This is a genomic window from Rhodococcus sp. 11-3 (genome assembly GCF_023704055.1).
GTDB lineage: Bacteria > Actinomycetota > Actinomycetes > Mycobacteriales > Mycobacteriaceae > Rhodococcus > Rhodococcus aetherivorans.
The window spans coordinates 820,255-837,184 of the sequence record NZ_CP080406.1 but is presented as its reverse complement, the minus strand read 5'-3'; the positions used below and the strand labels follow the sequence as shown (position 1 = coordinate 837,184).

13 protein-coding genes and 1 pseudogene are annotated in these 16,930 nt (G+C 70.1%); 7 read left to right on the top strand and 7 right to left on the bottom strand.

What is annotated here, in order from left to right; all coding sequences use genetic code 11:
* Positions 1–142 precede the first annotated feature (142 nt).
* Positions 143–1,576 (bottom strand): DUF4038 domain-containing protein, encoded by a 1,434-nt coding sequence (locus KZJ41_RS03820; protein WP_251550203.1) that lies wholly within the window; start codon positions 1,574–1,576, stop codon positions 143–145.
* Positions 1,577–1,835: 259 nt separating this feature from the next.
* On the opposite strand from KZJ41_RS03820, the gene KZJ41_RS03815 reads away from it, so the two are divergent.
* The 6 genes from KZJ41_RS03815 (at position 1,836) to KZJ41_RS03790 (ending at position 6,995) form a co-directional block, all read left to right on the top strand.
* Positions 1,836–2,072, top strand: coding sequence for a hypothetical protein (locus KZJ41_RS03815; protein WP_168579042.1), 237 nt, complete (start codon positions 1,836–1,838; stop codon positions 2,070–2,072).
* A gap of 102 nt (positions 2,073–2,174) precedes the next feature.
* On the top strand, positions 2,175–3,740 hold the full coding sequence (locus KZJ41_RS03810; RefSeq protein ID WP_251550201.1) for an FAD-dependent oxidoreductase: 1,566 nt from the start codon (positions 2,175–2,177) through the stop codon (positions 3,738–3,740).
* Positions 3,737–4,774 (top strand): DUF5914 domain-containing protein, encoded by a 1,038-nt coding sequence (locus KZJ41_RS03805; protein WP_251550199.1) that lies wholly within the window; start codon positions 3,737–3,739, stop codon positions 4,772–4,774. The genes KZJ41_RS03810 and KZJ41_RS03805 overlap by 4 nt, the downstream gene beginning before the upstream one ends.
* 80 nt (positions 4,775–4,854) lie before the next feature.
* Positions 4,855–5,928, top strand: a complete 1,074-nt coding sequence (locus KZJ41_RS03800) for a patatin-like phospholipase family protein (RefSeq protein ID WP_029540825.1) — start codon at positions 4,855–4,857, stop codon at positions 5,926–5,928.
* 112 nt (positions 5,929–6,040) lie between these two features.
* Positions 6,041–6,388 carry a hypothetical protein gene (locus KZJ41_RS03795; RefSeq protein ID WP_006943375.1) on the top strand — a complete coding sequence of 116 codons (348 nt, stop codon included), beginning with the start codon at positions 6,041–6,043 and terminating at the stop codon, positions 6,386–6,388.
* 205 nt (positions 6,389–6,593) lie between these two features.
* Entirely contained in the window at positions 6,594–6,995 is a 402-nt protein-coding gene (locus KZJ41_RS03790; protein WP_006943381.1) for a TIGR02611 family protein, read from the top strand.
* 15 nt (positions 6,996–7,010) lie between these two features.
* On the opposite strand, the gene otsB is transcribed toward KZJ41_RS03790, so the two are convergent.
* The gene (gene otsB, locus KZJ41_RS03785) at positions 7,011–10,970 is read right to left on the bottom strand and encodes a trehalose-phosphatase (RefSeq protein WP_251550197.1); all 3,960 of its coding nucleotides are present in this window, start codon (positions 10,968–10,970) and stop codon (positions 7,011–7,013) included.
* Positions 10,971–11,252: 282 nt separating this feature from the next.
* Positions 11,253–12,860, bottom strand: coding sequence for a DASS family sodium-coupled anion symporter (locus KZJ41_RS03780; RefSeq protein WP_251550195.1), 1,608 nt, complete (start codon positions 12,858–12,860; stop codon positions 11,253–11,255).
* Positions 12,861–12,995: 135 nt separating this feature from the next.
* Between KZJ41_RS03780 and KZJ41_RS03775 the strand changes: the two are divergent.
* Positions 12,996–13,349, top strand: a pseudogene (locus KZJ41_RS03775) (pyruvate kinase alpha/beta domain-containing protein); the annotation flags it as partial.
* Between the two features lie 109 nt (positions 13,350–13,458).
* Here KZJ41_RS03775 and KZJ41_RS03770 read toward each other — a convergent pair.
* The 4 genes from KZJ41_RS03770 to KZJ41_RS03755 all read right to left on the bottom strand — a co-directional run bounded on the left by KZJ41_RS03770 (position 13,459) and on the right by KZJ41_RS03755 (position 16,915).
* On the bottom strand, positions 13,459–14,262 hold the full coding sequence (locus KZJ41_RS03770) for an ABC transporter permease (protein ID WP_006943393.1): 804 nt from the start codon (positions 14,260–14,262) through the stop codon (positions 13,459–13,461).
* Complete coding sequence (locus KZJ41_RS03765) at positions 14,259–15,242, bottom strand: daunorubicin resistance protein DrrA family ABC transporter ATP-binding protein (RefSeq protein WP_006943394.1); 984 nt, start codon at positions 15,240–15,242, stop codon at positions 14,259–14,261. Before KZJ41_RS03765 ends, KZJ41_RS03770 begins: the two co-directional genes overlap by 4 nt.
* 77 nt (positions 15,243–15,319) lie before the next feature.
* Positions 15,320–16,138, bottom strand: coding sequence for an SDR family oxidoreductase (locus KZJ41_RS03760; RefSeq protein ID WP_029540809.1), 819 nt, complete (start codon positions 16,136–16,138; stop codon positions 15,320–15,322).
* A gap of 57 nt (positions 16,139–16,195) precedes the next feature.
* Positions 16,196–16,915, bottom strand: a complete 720-nt coding sequence (locus tag KZJ41_RS03755) for a TetR/AcrR family transcriptional regulator (RefSeq protein ID WP_043797593.1) — start codon at positions 16,913–16,915, stop codon at positions 16,196–16,198.
* Positions 16,916–16,930 lie beyond the last annotated feature (15 nt).

Sequence of the window (16,930 nt, the reverse complement as noted above, 5' to 3'; positions counted from 1 at the left end):
GGCAGGTGCGTGCATGGTGGCGGCAGCCATGGCGGTCGCCGTCACCGGTTCGGTGCTTCTCGGGCTGGCAGTCGCAGCGTCCGTCCTGGTGGCCGTAGCCATCGCCGCCATCATGATCTGACGCGCGGACCCGGCTCCCCGTTCACGCCTCGACCACCAGGAGCCAATCCTGGTCGCCGTCGACGTTCGTCCCCGGGGTGGCCACGTATCCGTCCCGATCGATCTCCGCCGGCAGCGAAGGCGCGGCGGCATCGGCGGGATCGATCCAGCCGAGTGTCGCTCCCGGCGGAATCAGTGCACGGTCGAGCCGGATCGTGCGCTGCGTCGGCACATAGACGACGGCGAGCGAGCCGTCCGGGGTGCGTGCAGCGGTGACGTAGTCGTCGTCCAGGACGTCCACCATCTCGTCGTCCGTCGATCGGGTGCCTCGCCCGTCGAGCACGAACGGCTCGTCGACGTCCGGCACCAACTGCCACCAGGCCCACGAGGCCCACAGATCACGAATGGCCTCGAGCTGTGTGACGGCGGGTGTGTCGAGGCGCGATTCCCAGCCGTCTCGGAACTCCCAGTCGTCGGAGCCACGAAACTCCCCCGGTGATCCGGAGGTCAACGCCCACAGAGCCTGGCGCCGAAGGGTCTCGTCGGTTGTCGGCGCCGTGTCGGGCTGGTTGTTCTCGCCCTCGTAGTTTCCCTCCGAGAAGACGGCGGGACGCGGGTCCCTGGCGCCCGCCGGTCGCTGGTAACCGTCCAGCACTGCCTTGTACGTCGGCAGATATGTGTAGACGAAGTTCCAGTCCGCCAACGGTTCCCAGAAGGGGTTGTCCGTCGAGAGCGATTTCTGGGGTCCCAGCTGTATCGAGAACGGCTTGTCCGAGCCGGCCGCCCTGATCCCTTGGAGCATGCCGCGCAACACGTGGTCGGAGTCGGAACCCGCAGCGGGATCGTCTGTCTCGGGAGAATAGTCCCCGCCGGTCATCCAGACGATGTTCGGAAACCGAGCGTATCGCTGGGCGAACATCCGGCCGTAGACGGCGGCCTGTTCGGCAGTCGCCGATGCGAACACGTCGGAAATGTTCCACCCGTCCATCGGGTAGAGGAACAGCGTGTTCCCGTGCCGGCAGGCGATCCGCAGGTACTCGTCGACACGCGCCCAGTACCGCTCGTTCCACGCCGTGATGTCACCGTCGACGAACGGTCGGATGCCGTCGAAGGTCGCTCCCTCCTCGCTCGGCCCGCCGTTGTCGGGGACGGCGACCGCAGAGATTATCGATGCGTTGAACCCGTGGGCCTCACGATTCGCGAAGTACGATTCGGCCTGCTCGGGCGACCAGTCCGCCAGGCCGGACCACGGCGAGTCTCCGCGAATCAGGATCGGATCGCCATGCTGATCGTCGAAGTAGCGGCCGTCACGACCGACAGCGGAGATGTAGCGATGGCCGGCGCTCTCGGTAACGTCGCACGCTGCGGCCGCCGGGACGGTCGCGGGCGGCGACGGCCGAACCTGCGGCCCGCCGCCATCCGAACAACTCGCCAGGCAGAGCACGACCAGGAGGGACAGGCCGGCGGTTCTCTTCACATTTCTCCCACCCGGTGTCGGCTACGCGCCCCGGAGAAGTCCACGCCCTCCGGGACTTCAGCCGTTCCACTGCCTTCGTCCTCACCCGGTTGCCGCATGCGCTCGCCGACACACGCGCACAGTCGAGCCTATCTCGTGACGTCACTTCCCGGACCGCCCGTTCCGCCTCGAAGGTCCCCGGTTCCGGCTTACCGTGAGCGTGCGGCTGGATGTTCGCGCCCGGACCGTCGCCGGCCGCACAGCACGGGGAGGGAGCACGATGAACGATCTCCTCCGGCAGGTCGCCGAACTGCGTACGGATCTACAGGCCCTGGACCGGCGCGTGCGCTCCCTCGCCGAGGCGTTCGACCTGGTGGATCCGGTACCGGACGACGACGCCGCCGAGGCCAACCTGCGGGAGGTCGTCGACGGCCTCAGCGACGCCCACCTGGATCTGAGCACCGCGGACAAGCATCTCGAGGCCGTCGCGTCGCACGCGGCCCGGCTCGGCGCCTGACCGCGTCGGCCGTCGCCGGGGGCCTTGCCGCGGTAGGCTCGGCCTCGCCACTGTTCGACCAGGACGGCCGGATTCGGACCGGCGCCGCAGGAGGGCAGCTATATGAACGGTGCCGTCGGCAGCGATCGGCGGATCGCCCACCACGCCGCCTCTCGGGGTGCGCCGGACACCGGGCATCTGCCGCAGCGGCCCCGAGTGGTGGTCGTCGGCGCGGGCATCGCGGGGCTGACCGCCGCCACCGCCCTCGCCGAGCGCGGCGTGGAGGTCGAGGTGCTCGAACGCGAGGCTCACCTCGGCGGGCGGGTCGGCGGGTGGCACGAGCGGCTCGACGACGGCACCGGGATCGCGATGAACCGCGGGTTCCACGCCTTCTTCCGGCAGTACTACAACCTGCGCCGGCTGCTGCGCCGCACCGACCCGGATCTGCAACGGCTGACGGCGGTCGACGACTATCCGCTCATCGACGGCGAGGGCCGGCGCGACACCTTTCGCGGGATCCCGAACACCCCTCCGTGGAACGCGCTGGTGTTCGCGTTGCGCAGCCCCACGTTCCGGCTGCAGGACCTGGTGCGCATCGACGTGCGGGCGGCGGCCCCGCTGGCGACCGTGTCCGTGCCGGAGATCTACGACCGGCTCGACGACGTCGATGCACAGACGTTCCTGCAGCGCATCCGCTTTCCGGAGGCGGCAAACCATCTGGCATTCGAGGTGTTCTCGCGCAGCTTCTTCGCTCCCCCGGCCGGCATGTCGGCCGCCGAGCTGGCCACGATGTTCCACATCTACTTCCTCGGCTCCGCCGAGGGACTGCTCTTCGACGTGGCCACCGGCAACTTCGACACCACCCTGTGGGAGCCGCTCGGCCGGTACCTCGCGGGACACGGCGCGCGCATCCGGACGTCCACCGCGGTGACCGGCGTCGAACTCGGCGGTACCCGGACCTTCCGCGTCCACGACGGCACCGGCGGCAGCATCGACGCCGACGGCCTCGTCCTCGCGCTCGATGTGGCCGGGCTGCGCGCCCTCGTCGACGCCTCGCCGGATCTCGGCGATCCCGGATGGCGTTCCCGGGTGGACCGACTGCGTTCCGCGCCCCCGTTCCTGGTGCAGCGCCTGTGGCTGGACCGTCCCGTCGCCGCGGACCGCCCGGCATTTCTCGGCACCGGCGGCCTGCGCCCGCTCGACAATGTCAGCGTGCTCGACCGTTACGAGGAGGAGGCCCGGGCCTGGACTCGCCGCACCGGCGGCTCGGTCGTGGAACTGCACGCGTACGCCGCGACGGGAGATGCTGTCGGCGGGGAACATTCGCCCGACGACGTGCGCGCCCAGGTGCTCGCGCGCCTGCACGCGATCTATCCCGAGACCGCCGCGGCCCGCGTCGTCGAGGAACGCATGCTCTGGCGTCAGGACTGCCCGTTGTTCGGGGTGGGCGATTTCGCGCGACGGCCCACCGTTCGCACCCCGCACGAGCGGTTGATGCTCGCCGGCGACGGCATCCGGATCGATCTGCCGGTGGCCCTCATGGAACGCGCGGCCACCACCGGGTGGCACGCCGCGAATTCCCTTCTCGCGCAATGGGGTGTGGCCGGACACGACCTGTATACGGTGCCCACGCAGGGCCGTTCACCCGTCCTGCGCCGGCTCGCCGCCCTGGAAAGGCACCCCGCATGAGCGTGCTCGATCCGCTGTACCGGCGCTGGCCCGACACCTGGCCCGTCCGGCCCATCGACCCGGACCGCTGGGCCGCGCAGCAACCCACCTACCGCGGTGCACGGCCCGAGCTGATCTCCGCCGTCCTCGACCGCGCCCAGCGCCGGCCGTCCGGCAACTGGTACGTCGTGGCGGCCAGCCGTGAGATCGGCGCGGACCGGCCCTTCGGCATCACGATCGCCGGCATCGAACTCGTCGCCTGGCGCGACGGCGACCGGGTGCTCGTCGGCCCCGGCGCCTGCCCCCACCTCGGCGCCCCGATGGCGCTGGCCGCGGTGGACTGCGGCGCGCTGGTCTGCCGCTGGCACGGGCTGCGCCTCGACGCCGACGGCGCCTACGGCTGGAAGCCCTTCCCCAGCCACGACGACGGGGTGCTCGTGTGGGTCCGTCTCGATCACGTCGGCGGCGAGGAGCCGACGGAACTGCCGATCGTCCCGACTCGCCCGACGGCCGGGTCCCGCCTCGCCGCGGTGGCCACCCTCGTCGGTGTGTGCGAACCGGCCGACATCGTCGCCAACCGCCTCGACCCGTGGCACGGCGCCTGGTTCCACCCGTATTCGTTCGCCCGCCTGGAGGTGGTCGAGGCTCCCTCCACCCGCGGCACTGCGGACGGCGAGGACCGGTTCCTCGTCGACGTCACCTTCCGGGTCGCCGGCCGGATCGGTGTGCCGGTGCGCGCCGAATTCACCAGCCCGGACCCGCGCACCGTCGTCATGCGGATCGTGTCGGGCGAGGGCGTGGGCAGCGTGGTCGAGACCCACGCGACGCCCCTCGGTGCCGGACCGGACGGGCGGCCCCGGACCGCGATCGTCGAGGCCGTCGTCGCCGATTCCCCTCGCCCCGGGTTCGGCATCGCCACCCGGCGCGCCGCCGCCGCCCTCCGCCCCCTCATGCGGCACACGGCCACCCGGCTGTGGCGCGACGACCTGGACTACGCCGAACGGCGCTATCAACTCCGCACCGCGGCACAACCGGGCCGCGTCCCCGGCCGGTAGCCGCTGCGCGGCGGGCATCCCGCACGGATTCGGGACCGAGGACCCTGGCCCGCGGTGTGGCACGCGCGCACAGTCGAGGCATGCTCGACACCGTCCTCGACATCTTCCGGGTGCGCCAGTACTTCGACCTCCTCTCCCGCGGTCGTGACGTGGTCGAAGGCGTGCGCAGCGACGCCGGTTTTCTCGTCGACGTCGCGCGGGCGGCCCTGCAGCGGCCCTCGGGCACGCCGGACCGGGAACTGCACCCCTTTCCCCGGTTCGAGCCCTTCCGGGTCGGGCTGCAGGAGGGGGATCGGATCGCGATGGCCGCGACAGGGGGCAGCGGAGCGCTCGCGTCTCTGGTCGGTGTGGCCCGGGCGATGGAGGAGGGTGGGATCCGGCCGGCGGTGATCTCCCTGTGCTCCGGTTCCGCGCTGTTCGGCTTCCCGATCGCAGCGGGAGTCCCCGCCGAGGAGGTCGCAGAGTTCACCCTCGCGCTGGATCCCGAGGACTATCTCGACGTCGACTGGCGTCGCCTGCTCGCCGTCGCACCGACGGTGGGCCGCGGATTCGCCGGCATCCTGCGCGGCGATGCGATCGAGGCCACGTACCGGCGCCTGCTCGGCGACATGACTCTCGCCGCGATGCCCGTACCCGCCTACGCGCCGATCTGGAACATCGAACAGAACCGGCTCGAATACCTCGGGCCACGAACGTATCCCGACCTGCCCGTGGCCCGGGCCGTGCACATGGCGGTCGCGCTGCCGCTGTTCGTCGCGCCCGTCGAGCTCGGCGGATTCCACTGGTGTGACGGCGGGATCGTCGATATCTTCCCCGTCCACCCGCTGCTCGACCTCGAGCAGCCGTGCGAGGTCACCCTCGCCGTCAACGGCTTCTACCCACCCGGCTTCGAAGGCGAGGACGCCACCGGCTGGGCCGAGCGGCGCGCGAGCATCCTCTACATCGCCGGTCAGGTGCGCACGTCCCAGCAAGTCGAGCTGGCGCGGGAGAACCTGGCGCGGCTGCGCTCGGCCTCCCACGTCACGATGATCGAGCCGGTTCCGTACGAGAAAGTGCGAGGCGTCGGCTTCTACCGGCAGTTCCTCGGCACCCGGGACTGGCCGGAGTTCATGCATGCCGGACGTGCCGATGCCCGGCGCGTCCTGGCGGCGTGACGAGTCGCTCGCCGGCAGCGGAACTTGTCGGTCCCCTCGGGCACTGTGTACAGCGTGCCCGCACGGGTACCACTCGACAGAACGGCTCGGGAGATTCCACGGGAGGTTCGACATGGCGAACGTAACGATGTTCCGTCGGGTGATCGCACCGGCTGCGGTGGCGTTCCCCTCCTCCGCGCTGGCGGACGCCCTGATCGCCGCGGCGGCCGCGGTGCCGCTGCACGGATCGGTGGCCGGCGCGGTGGAAGGCAGCGTGGACGACGCGGTGCGGGTGCTGACCGCCGACGAGGGCGGGTTGTTCCCGTCGCAGGCAGCGGCCATCGTCTACGAGTCCTTCGTGGCGGCGATACGGGGGCTCGACACGATCGAGACCGCGGTCGCCCTCGGCACCGTCTTCACCGCCTACCTGGACCGGCTCACCGCCGCGAATCCCGCCCCGACGGACGCCGCGGCGGCCTGACCACGCGGATCGGACCGGCCGCGACGTGCGGGTCCGCGTTTCCGGGCCCCGCCGTACCCGCCGGTCGTCGGTAGACTGGAAGACGACCCTGCCGTGCACGGCACCCAGGTATGACGAGAAGCAGGCTCGGTAGATCGTGAGTGAAGGACGGATTCGGCACGCGGTTGCGCCCGACCGGGTCGGGGCCCGGACCCACATATCCCCGTTGCGTCGGCTGAAGCAGCGGTGGCTCCGCTGGCGCCGGCGCATCGAGACGCGCCCGTCGCTGAATCTGACGTACCGCATCACCGTCGGTACCTTCGGAGCGCTCGTGTTGCTGGCCGGCGTCGTCGCCATCCCCTACCCCGGACCGGGCTGGCTGATCGTCTTCGCCGGCCTCGGGATCCTGGCCTCGGAGTTCGCCTGGGCTCACCGTCTGCTGCACTTCGCGCGGGGCCGCTACGACCGGTTCATGCACTGGTTCGGGCAGCAGTCGCTGGTGGTGCGGGGCGCGGGAGCGCTCACGACCGGCGCGATCGTGGTCATGACGCTGTGGCTGCTGGGCACGCTCAGCCTGGCCGGCGGCTGGATCGGGGTCGACTACTCGTGGCTCGACAGCCCGCTCTAGCCGACGGCCGGACCGTCAGAGCATCCGGACCGTGTCGCCCGGATGCAGGCGTTCGACCCGGCCGCGGCATTCGATCTCGATCGGCCGCTGGATGCCCGCACCTGCGCTGACCTCGACCTGCCGACCGGAGATCCGCACCTGCAGGTGGTGCCCCCGATAGAAGATCGGGAATTCGAGCGCGCCGAGTTCCTCCGGCCACTCCGGGCCGAAGACCAGGCGGTCCCCCCGCGCCTCGAGCCCGGAGAAGCAACGCTGCAGCAGGTCGACGCTGCCGGCCATCGCCGCGAGATGAATCCCCTCCGAGGTGGTGCCGCCCTGGATGTCGGCGATGTCGGACGCCAGCACCCGGTCGAAGAACTCCATGGCCTGACCGCGATGCGCCCGGGCCAGAACCCACGAGTGGACCACCGCGCTCAGCGTCGACCCGTGTGACGTCCGCGCCATGTAGTAGTCGATCGTCCGCGGGATGGTTTCGCCCGTCAGCTGGTAGCCGAGCCGCTCGAACAGCTCCCGCAGTTCGTCCGCCGACAGCAGGTAGAACAGCATGAGCACGTCGGCCTGCTTCGACGCGCGGTAGCGGTTGACGTCGTCGCCCTCGGCCTCGAGGAGCCGGTCGAGACGCTGGATGTCGCCGTGCCGGCGCCGGTATCCCTCCCAGTCGAGTTCGGTCAGGTCCCCGTACCCCTCGAACTGGCTGATGACCTGATCGTGGAAGGGCACGAACATGCGGCGGCTGACGTCCTCCCAACGCGCCGTCTCGCGAGCGGTCAGGCCGAGGGTGTCGACCAGTTCGGTGCGGATCCGCAGCGGGATGATCTCCAGCGCCTCGAGCGCGCGCAGGATCACCCACACCGCCATGACGTTGGTGTAGGCGTTGTTGTCGATCCCGTCGAAGGGCGCGTCGGGATAGCCGGAGTGGAACTCGTCGGGGCCGATGACGCCGCGGATGACGTACCGATCACGGGCGCGGTCGTAGGTGGCGAGATCGGCGAAGAACCGGGCGATCTCCACCAGCATCTCGGCCCCGTACTCCGCGAGGAACCCCAGATCCCCGGTCACCTGGTAGTACTGCCACACGTTGTGCGCGACCGCGACCCCGATGTGGTGCTGGCGCCAGCTCGCGTCGGGATTCCACCGTCCCGACTTCGGATTGAGGTGCACCTGCTGGCTCTCCTCGCGGCCGTCGCTGCCGGACTGCCACGGGAACATCGCGCCGCTGTGACCCGCCTCCCGCGCCGCGCGGCGGGCCTCGTCCAGGCGGCGGTGGCGGTAGCGCAGGAGCGAACGGGTCAACCCCGGCAACCTCAGGTTCAGCACCGGCAGCACGAACAGCTCGTCCCAGAAGATGTGTCCTCGATACGCCTCGCCGTGCAGGCCGCGCGCCGGTACGCCGACGTCGAGATCCGCGGTGTTCGGCGACAGCGTCTGCAGCATCTGCAGCAGGTGCAGCCGCACTATCCGCAGGCCTTCGCCGTCGCCCCCGAGGAAGATGTCCACGCGGTCCCACAGGTGCACCCAGGCGAGTACGTGCCCCTCGAGCGTTTCCTCGAAGCGCCCCGTGCGGGCCAGCCAGCGCGTGGCCTCCTCCGACGGCTCGGACACCGCCTGGTCACGCCCGGTGAACAGGGTGGCCATCTTCTCCAGGGTCACGGGCTCCCCGGCCGCGACATCGAGCGCGACGATGTGCCCGACCCGCCCTCCCGAGTCGAGGAGGGTGTACTCGGCGGGGATCCGTTCGTCGTCGCGCCAGAGCGTGCTGCGAGCCGCCACGGCGACGGGGATGCGGGACTGGTTGGTCTGCACCGTCAGGCACACCGAGTCCTCGGACAACCGGGCGGTGTGCAGCAATCGGAGATGATCGCCGGCCAGGTGCCGGTAGCGCTCGACGAGCGTGTTGCGGACCGCGCCGTCGACCTCCGACCGGATCTCGAGCCGCCCCGACCAGTCCTCCGGGACGATCGTCGTCTCGAGGCCGCACACGTGCGGCTGGTGCATCGCGACGAACCGGCGCTGCACGACCGTCGTCGTGCGGCCCGCACCGTCGCGGAATCGGAACCGCCGGGTGAGCACGGCCCGGCGCAGATCGAGATACTGGCAGTACTCCCGCACTTCGACGCAGTCGATGTCGAACCACTCGCCGCCGTCGATGCGGAAGGTGACCGGCAGCCAGTTCGGCAGGTTCACCATGCTCTCGTTGTCGATGGTGCGGCCCGCCACCTCGTCCGTCAGGCGGTTGAAGATCCCGGCGGCGTACGTGCCGGGGTAGTGCACGGCACCGGCGCGGGATTCGGGGGCGCAGCCACGAGTGGCGAAGTACCCGTTGCCGACCGTGCACACGGCCTCGCGCAGTTTCTCGGCCGGCGGATCGTAACCCTCGAAGTACAGGGTCCAGGCGTCGTGACGCGGGCCGACCTCCTGGTCCTCGCCCCACAGCTCGGCGAGCCGCTGCAGCAGCCGCCGGACCTGTTCGGGGCCGTCCACCGAGAACTGTGCCGCCGAGCGACGGTCGCCGTCCTCGGTGTGGCGCACCACGATTCCGAGTCCGGTGCCGGCCAGCGCGTCGAACGCGTCCTCGTCGGTGATGTCGTCACCGATGTAGACCGGGATCGGGTTGTCCTCGTCGCGCACGTGCTCGAGCACCCATTCGAGAGCCCGGCCCTTGTCCCAGTCGACGTCGGGGCGGATCTCGACGACTTTGCGACCGGTCGTGACCCGGAGGTGGTCCTCGGCGGCGGCGACCTCGTGCACCGCGGCGACGAGTCCCTCCTCGCGGTCCGGAGCGACGTTGCGGTAGTGCACGGCGACGGTGAACCGCTTGTGTTCGATCACCGCGCCCGGCACGTCGGCGAGCCGTTCCTGCAGCGCGGCGGCGGCCCGCTCGAGGTAGGGCACGGCGGCCAGGGCCGCATCGTTCTGCTGGTGCTGCCCGTCGGGGCCGATCAGTTCGAAGCCGTGACTTCCCGCGTACCACAGGCCCGGAAGACCGACCCGGGTCTGCACGTCGGCGAGGTCGCGTCCCGAAATGACGGCGACGGTGCATTCGCTCGCCAGGGAAGACAGCACCGCCGCCGCACCGTCGACCAGCGTGGCCGCCGCGGGATCGTTCACAATCTCGGACAGCGTGCCGTCGAAGTCGAGGAAGACGGCGGGCCGGCGTGTGCCGAGCAAGGCGGTCAGCTGCTGGAGCGACGCCAACGCGTCCGGGATCTCCGACATGCGCCGGTCGCCGGTGCGCACCACCAGCTCGGCGAGGTCGTCGACCACCACGTCGGCGCCGCGGCGCCGCAGTTCGTCGCGATGATGGACCCGGTCCACGCCGACGACGAGACCGAACCCGCCGTGCCGGCCCGCGGCGACGCCCGCCTCCGCGTCCTCGACGACGACGGACCGGGCGGGGTGGACCCCGAGCCGGTGGGCGGCCTCGAGCATGGCCGCCGGATCGGGTTTGCCGGGCAACCCGAGTTCGTCGGAGACCACGCCGTCGACCCGGACGCCGAACAGGTCGGCGAGCCCGGCGGCCTCGAGCACGAGCGTGCAGTTGCGGCTCGAGGTGACGACCGCGGTGCCCAGCCCGAGGCTCTGGACCCGGCGCACGAGATCGACGCTGGACTCGAACACCGGGACACCGTCGCGGTGGATGCGCTCGCGGAACATCTCGTCCTTGCGGGCACCGAGCCCGCACACGGTCTCGACGTCCGGGCCGTCGTCGGGGTCCCCCCACGGCAGCGTGATTCCGCGCGAGGCAAGGAAATCGGCGACGCCGTCGACGCGCGGCTTGCCGTCGACGAATTTGCGGTAGTCCTCGTCGGTGAACTCGCGATGCTCCTCGCCGTCGCGTTCGGGACGACGCGAGAGATACCGGTCGAAGAGTTCCTTCCACGCCCCGGCGTGGACCGCCGCGGTGTCGGTGACCACCCCGTCGAGGTCGAAGATCACCGCGTCGTGACGGCGGGGGTCGATCACCGGTCCACTCATCGTCATCTCCCGGTCGATTCGTGCATGTGGGCCTGCTCCCTGTACTCGCTCGACAGGCCCACTATCCCACGGCGACCGGCATCGCTCCGGGCCGTTCACTCAGGCTCTTTCGGGTGGAAGGGCCGCGGCACGCAGCGATCGCCTCCCTCGGCAACGACGACCCCGGCCTCCTGAACGAGGTGCGAGCGCTGCCCTACCGAGGCTGCACGCCAACGTCATCCACGTCCACCCCCGTCGCGTGCAGTCTCCGGACGTCGACCTTCGCGACGACGGTGTGGCCGATCATGCAGCGCCGAGGCCGACCAGGGCGATCGTCAAGGGCAGGAGAACGATGATCAGGATCGCCCCCACGATGTCGAAGACCACCCCGCTTCGAATCATCGTGGTGATCGGGACGGCCCCGGAGCCGTAGACCACGGCGTTCTGCGGCGTCGAGACCGGAAGCATGAAGCCGAACGACGCAGCGAACGTGGCCGCGAGCGCCGGCACGAAGGGGTTGACACCGGCCGCCACCGCCACCGGAATCACGATCGGCACCACGACCGCCGCCGACGCCGTGTTGCTCGTCGTCTCCGATACGGCGATGGCCAGCACGACGGCGAAGACCGTGATGGCGACGACGCTCGTCAAGCCCAGCGAGTCCGCGACGGATGTGCCGATCGTCTCGGCGAGGCCGGTGTCGGCGAGCAGGGAGCCGAAGATGATGCCGGTGCCGAACAGCACGATCGTGCCCCAGTCGATCTCCGCTGCGTCTCGCCAGCGCAGCGTGAACTCGCGATTCTCCCAATCGGTCGGCAGAAGGTAGAGCAACGCCGCCCCGAGGACCGCGACCATGCCCTCGTCGAGCCGGTCGCTGATCGTGCTGTAGAGGTCCGAGTCGTTGCCGGCGATCACCGCGACGATACCGGGCAGGATCCACAGCGTCACCGTGACTCCGAAGGCGATGAGCGTGTTCTTCTCGGCACGAGAGAGCGGACCCATTTCCGCGCGCTGCTGCGCCAGGTAGTCGGCGACGCCCTCGATACGTCGGATCTCGGGCTTGTTCAGGCGCAGCAGGATGACGGCGAGCGCGAGGAACATCGACAGACAGATCGGGATGGCGATCACCATCCACTGCCCGAAGCTGATCCGCTCCCCCGTGGCCTCCTCGATGAGCCCGCGTCCGATGAGGTTGGGTGGGCTCCCGACCGGCGTCAGCAGGCCGCCCACGCTTGCTCCGTACGCGAGCATCAGCATGATCGCGGCGCCCACCCGGACGCGAAGCGGGTCGAAGTCGGGTGCGACGACGCCGCGGTTCTGCATGAGCTTCGCGATGACGCCGAGGATGCCCAGCGCCGTGGGCAGCAGCATCGCCACGGTCGCGGTGTTGGATACGAAGGCCGAGAGCCCGCACGTGATCGCGCCGAAGGCGATGATCACCCCGGTGGTGGACTGGCCCACACGCGGCAGGGTCAGGATGCGGAACGCGAACCGACGCGCCACGCCGTGCTTGAGCATCGCCTGAGCGAGGATGAACGCTCCGATGAAAGTGAAGATCGTCGACGACCCGAACGCTGCGAGGACTTCGTCGGCCGGCGCCACCCCCAGAAAGACCACGACCGCCACACCGAGCAGTCCGGTGATCGGGATCGGCATCGCCTCGCTCACCCACAGCAGGATGACGCCGAGCAGCACACCGGCCAACGTCTGCTGTTGCGGCGGTATGTCGATCGGCAGGGCGAGGAAGACGATCGCGATCAGCGGCGCGAGAAACAGCCCAATCGTGCGGCGGCCCTTCTCGAACCGCTCCTCGGCGGGTGAGAGCCGCTGTTCGCCGAGGCTGCGATAGGTGGCGTGCCCGAGCAACGCCTTGTCGACGTCGGTTCGGTCGCCCTGGTTCTCAGCTGTCATGGCCCCTTCCCCACGACGTGGATCGGTACGGACGGAGTACCCATCCCCCGAGCGCGCTAGTCGTACTGCGGCATGATTTTCCGAGTCCATCAGGGTGCGTGCGGGTGGCGTGAGGTGCGTCCGCCGGGAGACGGCCGCGACATCGGGGAGCGATTGCACGCGAAAGCCCTCGTCGCGTTCACCCGATCCGGGGACACCGTCCGCCGCCTCGCCCGCCTGCACACCCCGCTGCCACTACTGGCCTTCACCCCGCTGCCCGAAGTGCGCAACCAACTCGCCCTGACGTGGGGCACCGAGACCTTCCTCGTCGACCCCGTCCGCACCACCGACGACATGATCCGCCAAGTCGACACCGCCCTCCTCCGACTCGACCGCTACCGGCACGGCGACCTCGTCGTCATCGTCGCCGGATCACCCCCGAACACCATCGGCTCGACCGACCTCATCCACGTCCACCGCATCGGCACCAACGACCACACCTCCCACTGACCATCAGGTCGGGGGGCAAGTGCACCAGTCCGGCCACGAGCACCGCGTAGCGCGTTCGACGGCTGGGGCCGCGGCCCGTGCGCGACCCCAGCGCGTCGACCAGGGTTCCTCAGCGGCTGACGGCCTTCTGGTAGCGACGGATCGCGAAGGGCACGAACACGATCAGCATCGCGGCCGTCCACAGCAGCGACGCCAGGATCGGGTTCTGCAGCGGCCACGCGTCCGACACGGGCATCGCCGGATTGGTGTTGCCGAACAACTCCCGCACAGCCTGCGTCAGGGCCGACACCGGGTTCCATTCCGCGATCGTCTGCAGCACCGGGGGCAGCGAGGAGATGTCGACGAACGTGTTGGCCACGAACGACAACGGGAAGATCACCATGAAGCTCGCATTGTTGAACACCTCCGGCGTGCGGATCCACATCCCCACCACCGCCATCACCCAGGACAGCGCGTAGGCGAACAACAACAGCAGCGCGTATCCGGCAAGGGCCTCCCCGAACGACGAGTGGATCCGCCACCCGACGAGCAGGCCCGTCAGCGACATCACCACCAGGCTGAGCACGTTGATGAGCACGTCGGTGGAGGTGCGGCCGACCAGCACCGCGGACGGCGCCATGGGCAGCGAGCGGAACCGGTCGATGATGCCCTTCTGCAGGTCCTCGACCATGCCCAGACCGGTCCAGGTCGCCCCGAAGATCACCGTCTGGGTGAAGATGCCGGCGATGAGGAACTCGCGGTAGGACATCCCCGGAACCTGGATCGCGCTGCCGAACACGTACGCGAACAGCAACACGAACATGATCGGCGAGAGCATCGTGAAGACGATGAGGTCGGGCACGCGCTTGATCTTGATGACGTTGCGCTTGGCGATGGTGACCCCGTCCGACACCATCATCTGAGCCGTGTTCATCCCACCGCCTCCTCGATCTTCTCGTCCGCCTCGTGCCCGGTGAGGGCGAGGAACACGTCGTCCAGTGTCGGTTTGCGCAACGCCACATCGGTGACGCGGATGCCCGCCGCGGACAGCCGGCCGAGCGCCGTGGCCAGCACATCGGCGCCGCTGCCTGTCGAGCCGGTGTCGCTGACCGGCACGGTGACGCGACCGGATCCCGCGTCGGCCTGGATCTCGCCGACCGCGAGGTCGTCGAGCTCGCGGCGCACGGTCGGGATCGTGGCGGCGTCCGCGACCCCCAGCTCGATGCGTTCCCCGCCCACGAGGCTCTTGAGTTCGTCGGCGGTGCCGCGGGCGATCACGACGCCCCGGTCGATCACCGCGATCCGGTCTGCGAGCCGCTCCGCCTCCTCCATGTACTGGGTGGTGAGCAGCAGCGTCGTCCCCTGCGCGACGAGCTGGTCGATGACCTCCCACAGCTGGAGCCGGGCCCGCGGGTCCAGCCCGGTGGTGGGTTCGTCCAGGAACAGCACGGGTGGCTGCGCCACCAGCGCACCGGCGAGGTCGAGCCGGCGCCGCATGCCGCCGGAGTAGCCCTTGACCGGACGGTCCCCGGCCTCGACCAGGTCGAACTGCTCGAGCAGCTCACGCGCCCGCTCGCGGCTGCGCTTGATACCCAGATGGTAGAGGCGACCGACCATTTCGAGATTCTCGAACCCGGTGAGATACTCGTCGACCGCGGCGTACTGGCCCGAGGCGCCGATGTGCGAACGCAGAGCGCGCGCGTCGGCGACGACGTCGAGTCCCGCCACGGTGGCCCGGCCCTCGTCCGGTACGAGCAGGGTGGTGAGCACCCGCACCGTGGTCGTCTTGCCGGCGCCGTTGGGCCCGAGCAGCGCCGTCACCGTCCCTTCCGGGACTCGCAGATCGATTCCGTCGAGGGCCGTGACCCGTCCGTACCTCTTGATCAACCCCTCGGCGACTATGGCGTCGGCCATGAGTCCTCCCCGTCGTCGGATGTGCGCCCCAGTGTGCTACAGACCTCCGACAGGTTTCGAGCGGTTTTCCCGGCTCGTCAGATACCGGCCAGCAGTCGTTCCTGATAGCGCCGCATTCCGGTGAGCCAGCGGTCGTAGTCGGCGCCCTTCATCCGGTACATGTCGAGGACCTCGGGGTGCGGCAGGATCAGGAACTGCTCGGCCTCGACCCCCGCGAGCACCACCTCCGCGACGTCGGCCGGTTCGAGGACCGCCCCCGCGGAGGTGACGGCCCGCGCGGCCGCCACGCCCAGCCCCTCGCCGGAGGTCTCCCCCTCGTGCAGCAGCTGGGTGTTCACCCCCATGGGGCACACGCAACTGACGCGGATTCCCTTGTCGCCGTAGGTGACCGACAGCCATTCGGCGAATCCGACGGCGGCGTGCTTGGTGGCCGAGTAGGTGGCCGAACCGATCTGGGTGAGCAGCCCGGCGGCGGAGGCGGTGCTCACGAAGTAGCCCTCGCCGCGCTCGAGCCATCGCGGCACCATCAGCTGCGCGGCCCGCACGTGCGCGCGCAGGTTCACGTCGAGCGCGAGGTCCCAGGCCGACTCGTCGGCGCCGAGCCCCGCTGCCCCGGCGACTCCGGCGTTGGCGAAGTACAGCGCGACGGGACCGAGGTCGGCCTCGGCGCGGTCGACGATCTCCCGGATCCGGTCGGGATCGGCGACGTCGGCGCCGACGCCCACGGCCAGACCGGCGCCGTCGGGATCGAGTTCGCGGGCCACGCGCTGCGCGGCGTCGCCGTCGAGATCGGCGACGAGCACCCGCGCTCCCGCGGCGACGAGCCGGGCAGCGAGTGCGGCGCCGATCCCGTTACCGGCTCCGGTGACAACGGCGACCTTGCCTTCGACGTGCACTGGCGTTCCTCTCGTCGGGGATGATGCCTCTCTGTTTAGTTGAATCAAACCTCGAGTTCAAGTGGTTGCCGTGGCGGCGCGCTCCGGGATCCGCAGCGCATTGGCCCACAGCCGCGTCAGAGTGGTCACCAGGACGTCGAAATCCACCGGCTCGGCGTCGCCGAGGGCGAGCGTCGAGTAGGCCAGGCGGCTGACCATGCCCGACAGCGCGCGCGAGGCGAGCATCGGATCGAGTTCCGGATCGGCGATGCCGCGCTTCTGCAGCTCCGCGATGCTGCGCGCGTTGCGCCGGATGAAGGTCTCGCCGCGCCGGCGCCGCAGCTCGCGGAAGCGCGGATCGATGCTCGCGACCTGCTCGAGCAGCACCATGAGGCGGGCGTTGCGGCGGTACGCCTCGAGGTACGCCCGGTTGCTGGCCTCGAGCACCGCGTACGGGTCGTCGGTGCCCGCGGCCCGGCCCATCCCCGGGTGCAGCATGTCCTCCTGGGCCTCCTGGAGGACGGCCGCGAACACCTCCTCCTTGTTGTTGAAGTAGGTGTAGAAGGACCCCGTCGAGCACTTCGCCTCACGCGTGATGTCGGTGAGCTTGCTGTCGAGGAACCCGGACCGCTCGAAGACGACCCGGGCCGCCGCGATCAGCTCGGCGCGGCGGCGCGCCCCGCGCTGGGTGACCGGCGGGTCGTGCAGCAGGTCCGCCGGCGCCATGGACGGCGCCGGTCCGTCCCAGTCGGCGTCGCGGCCCGCGTCGCCGCGGCCTGAGTGTGAGGCGGAATTCATGTCCTACTTATACCG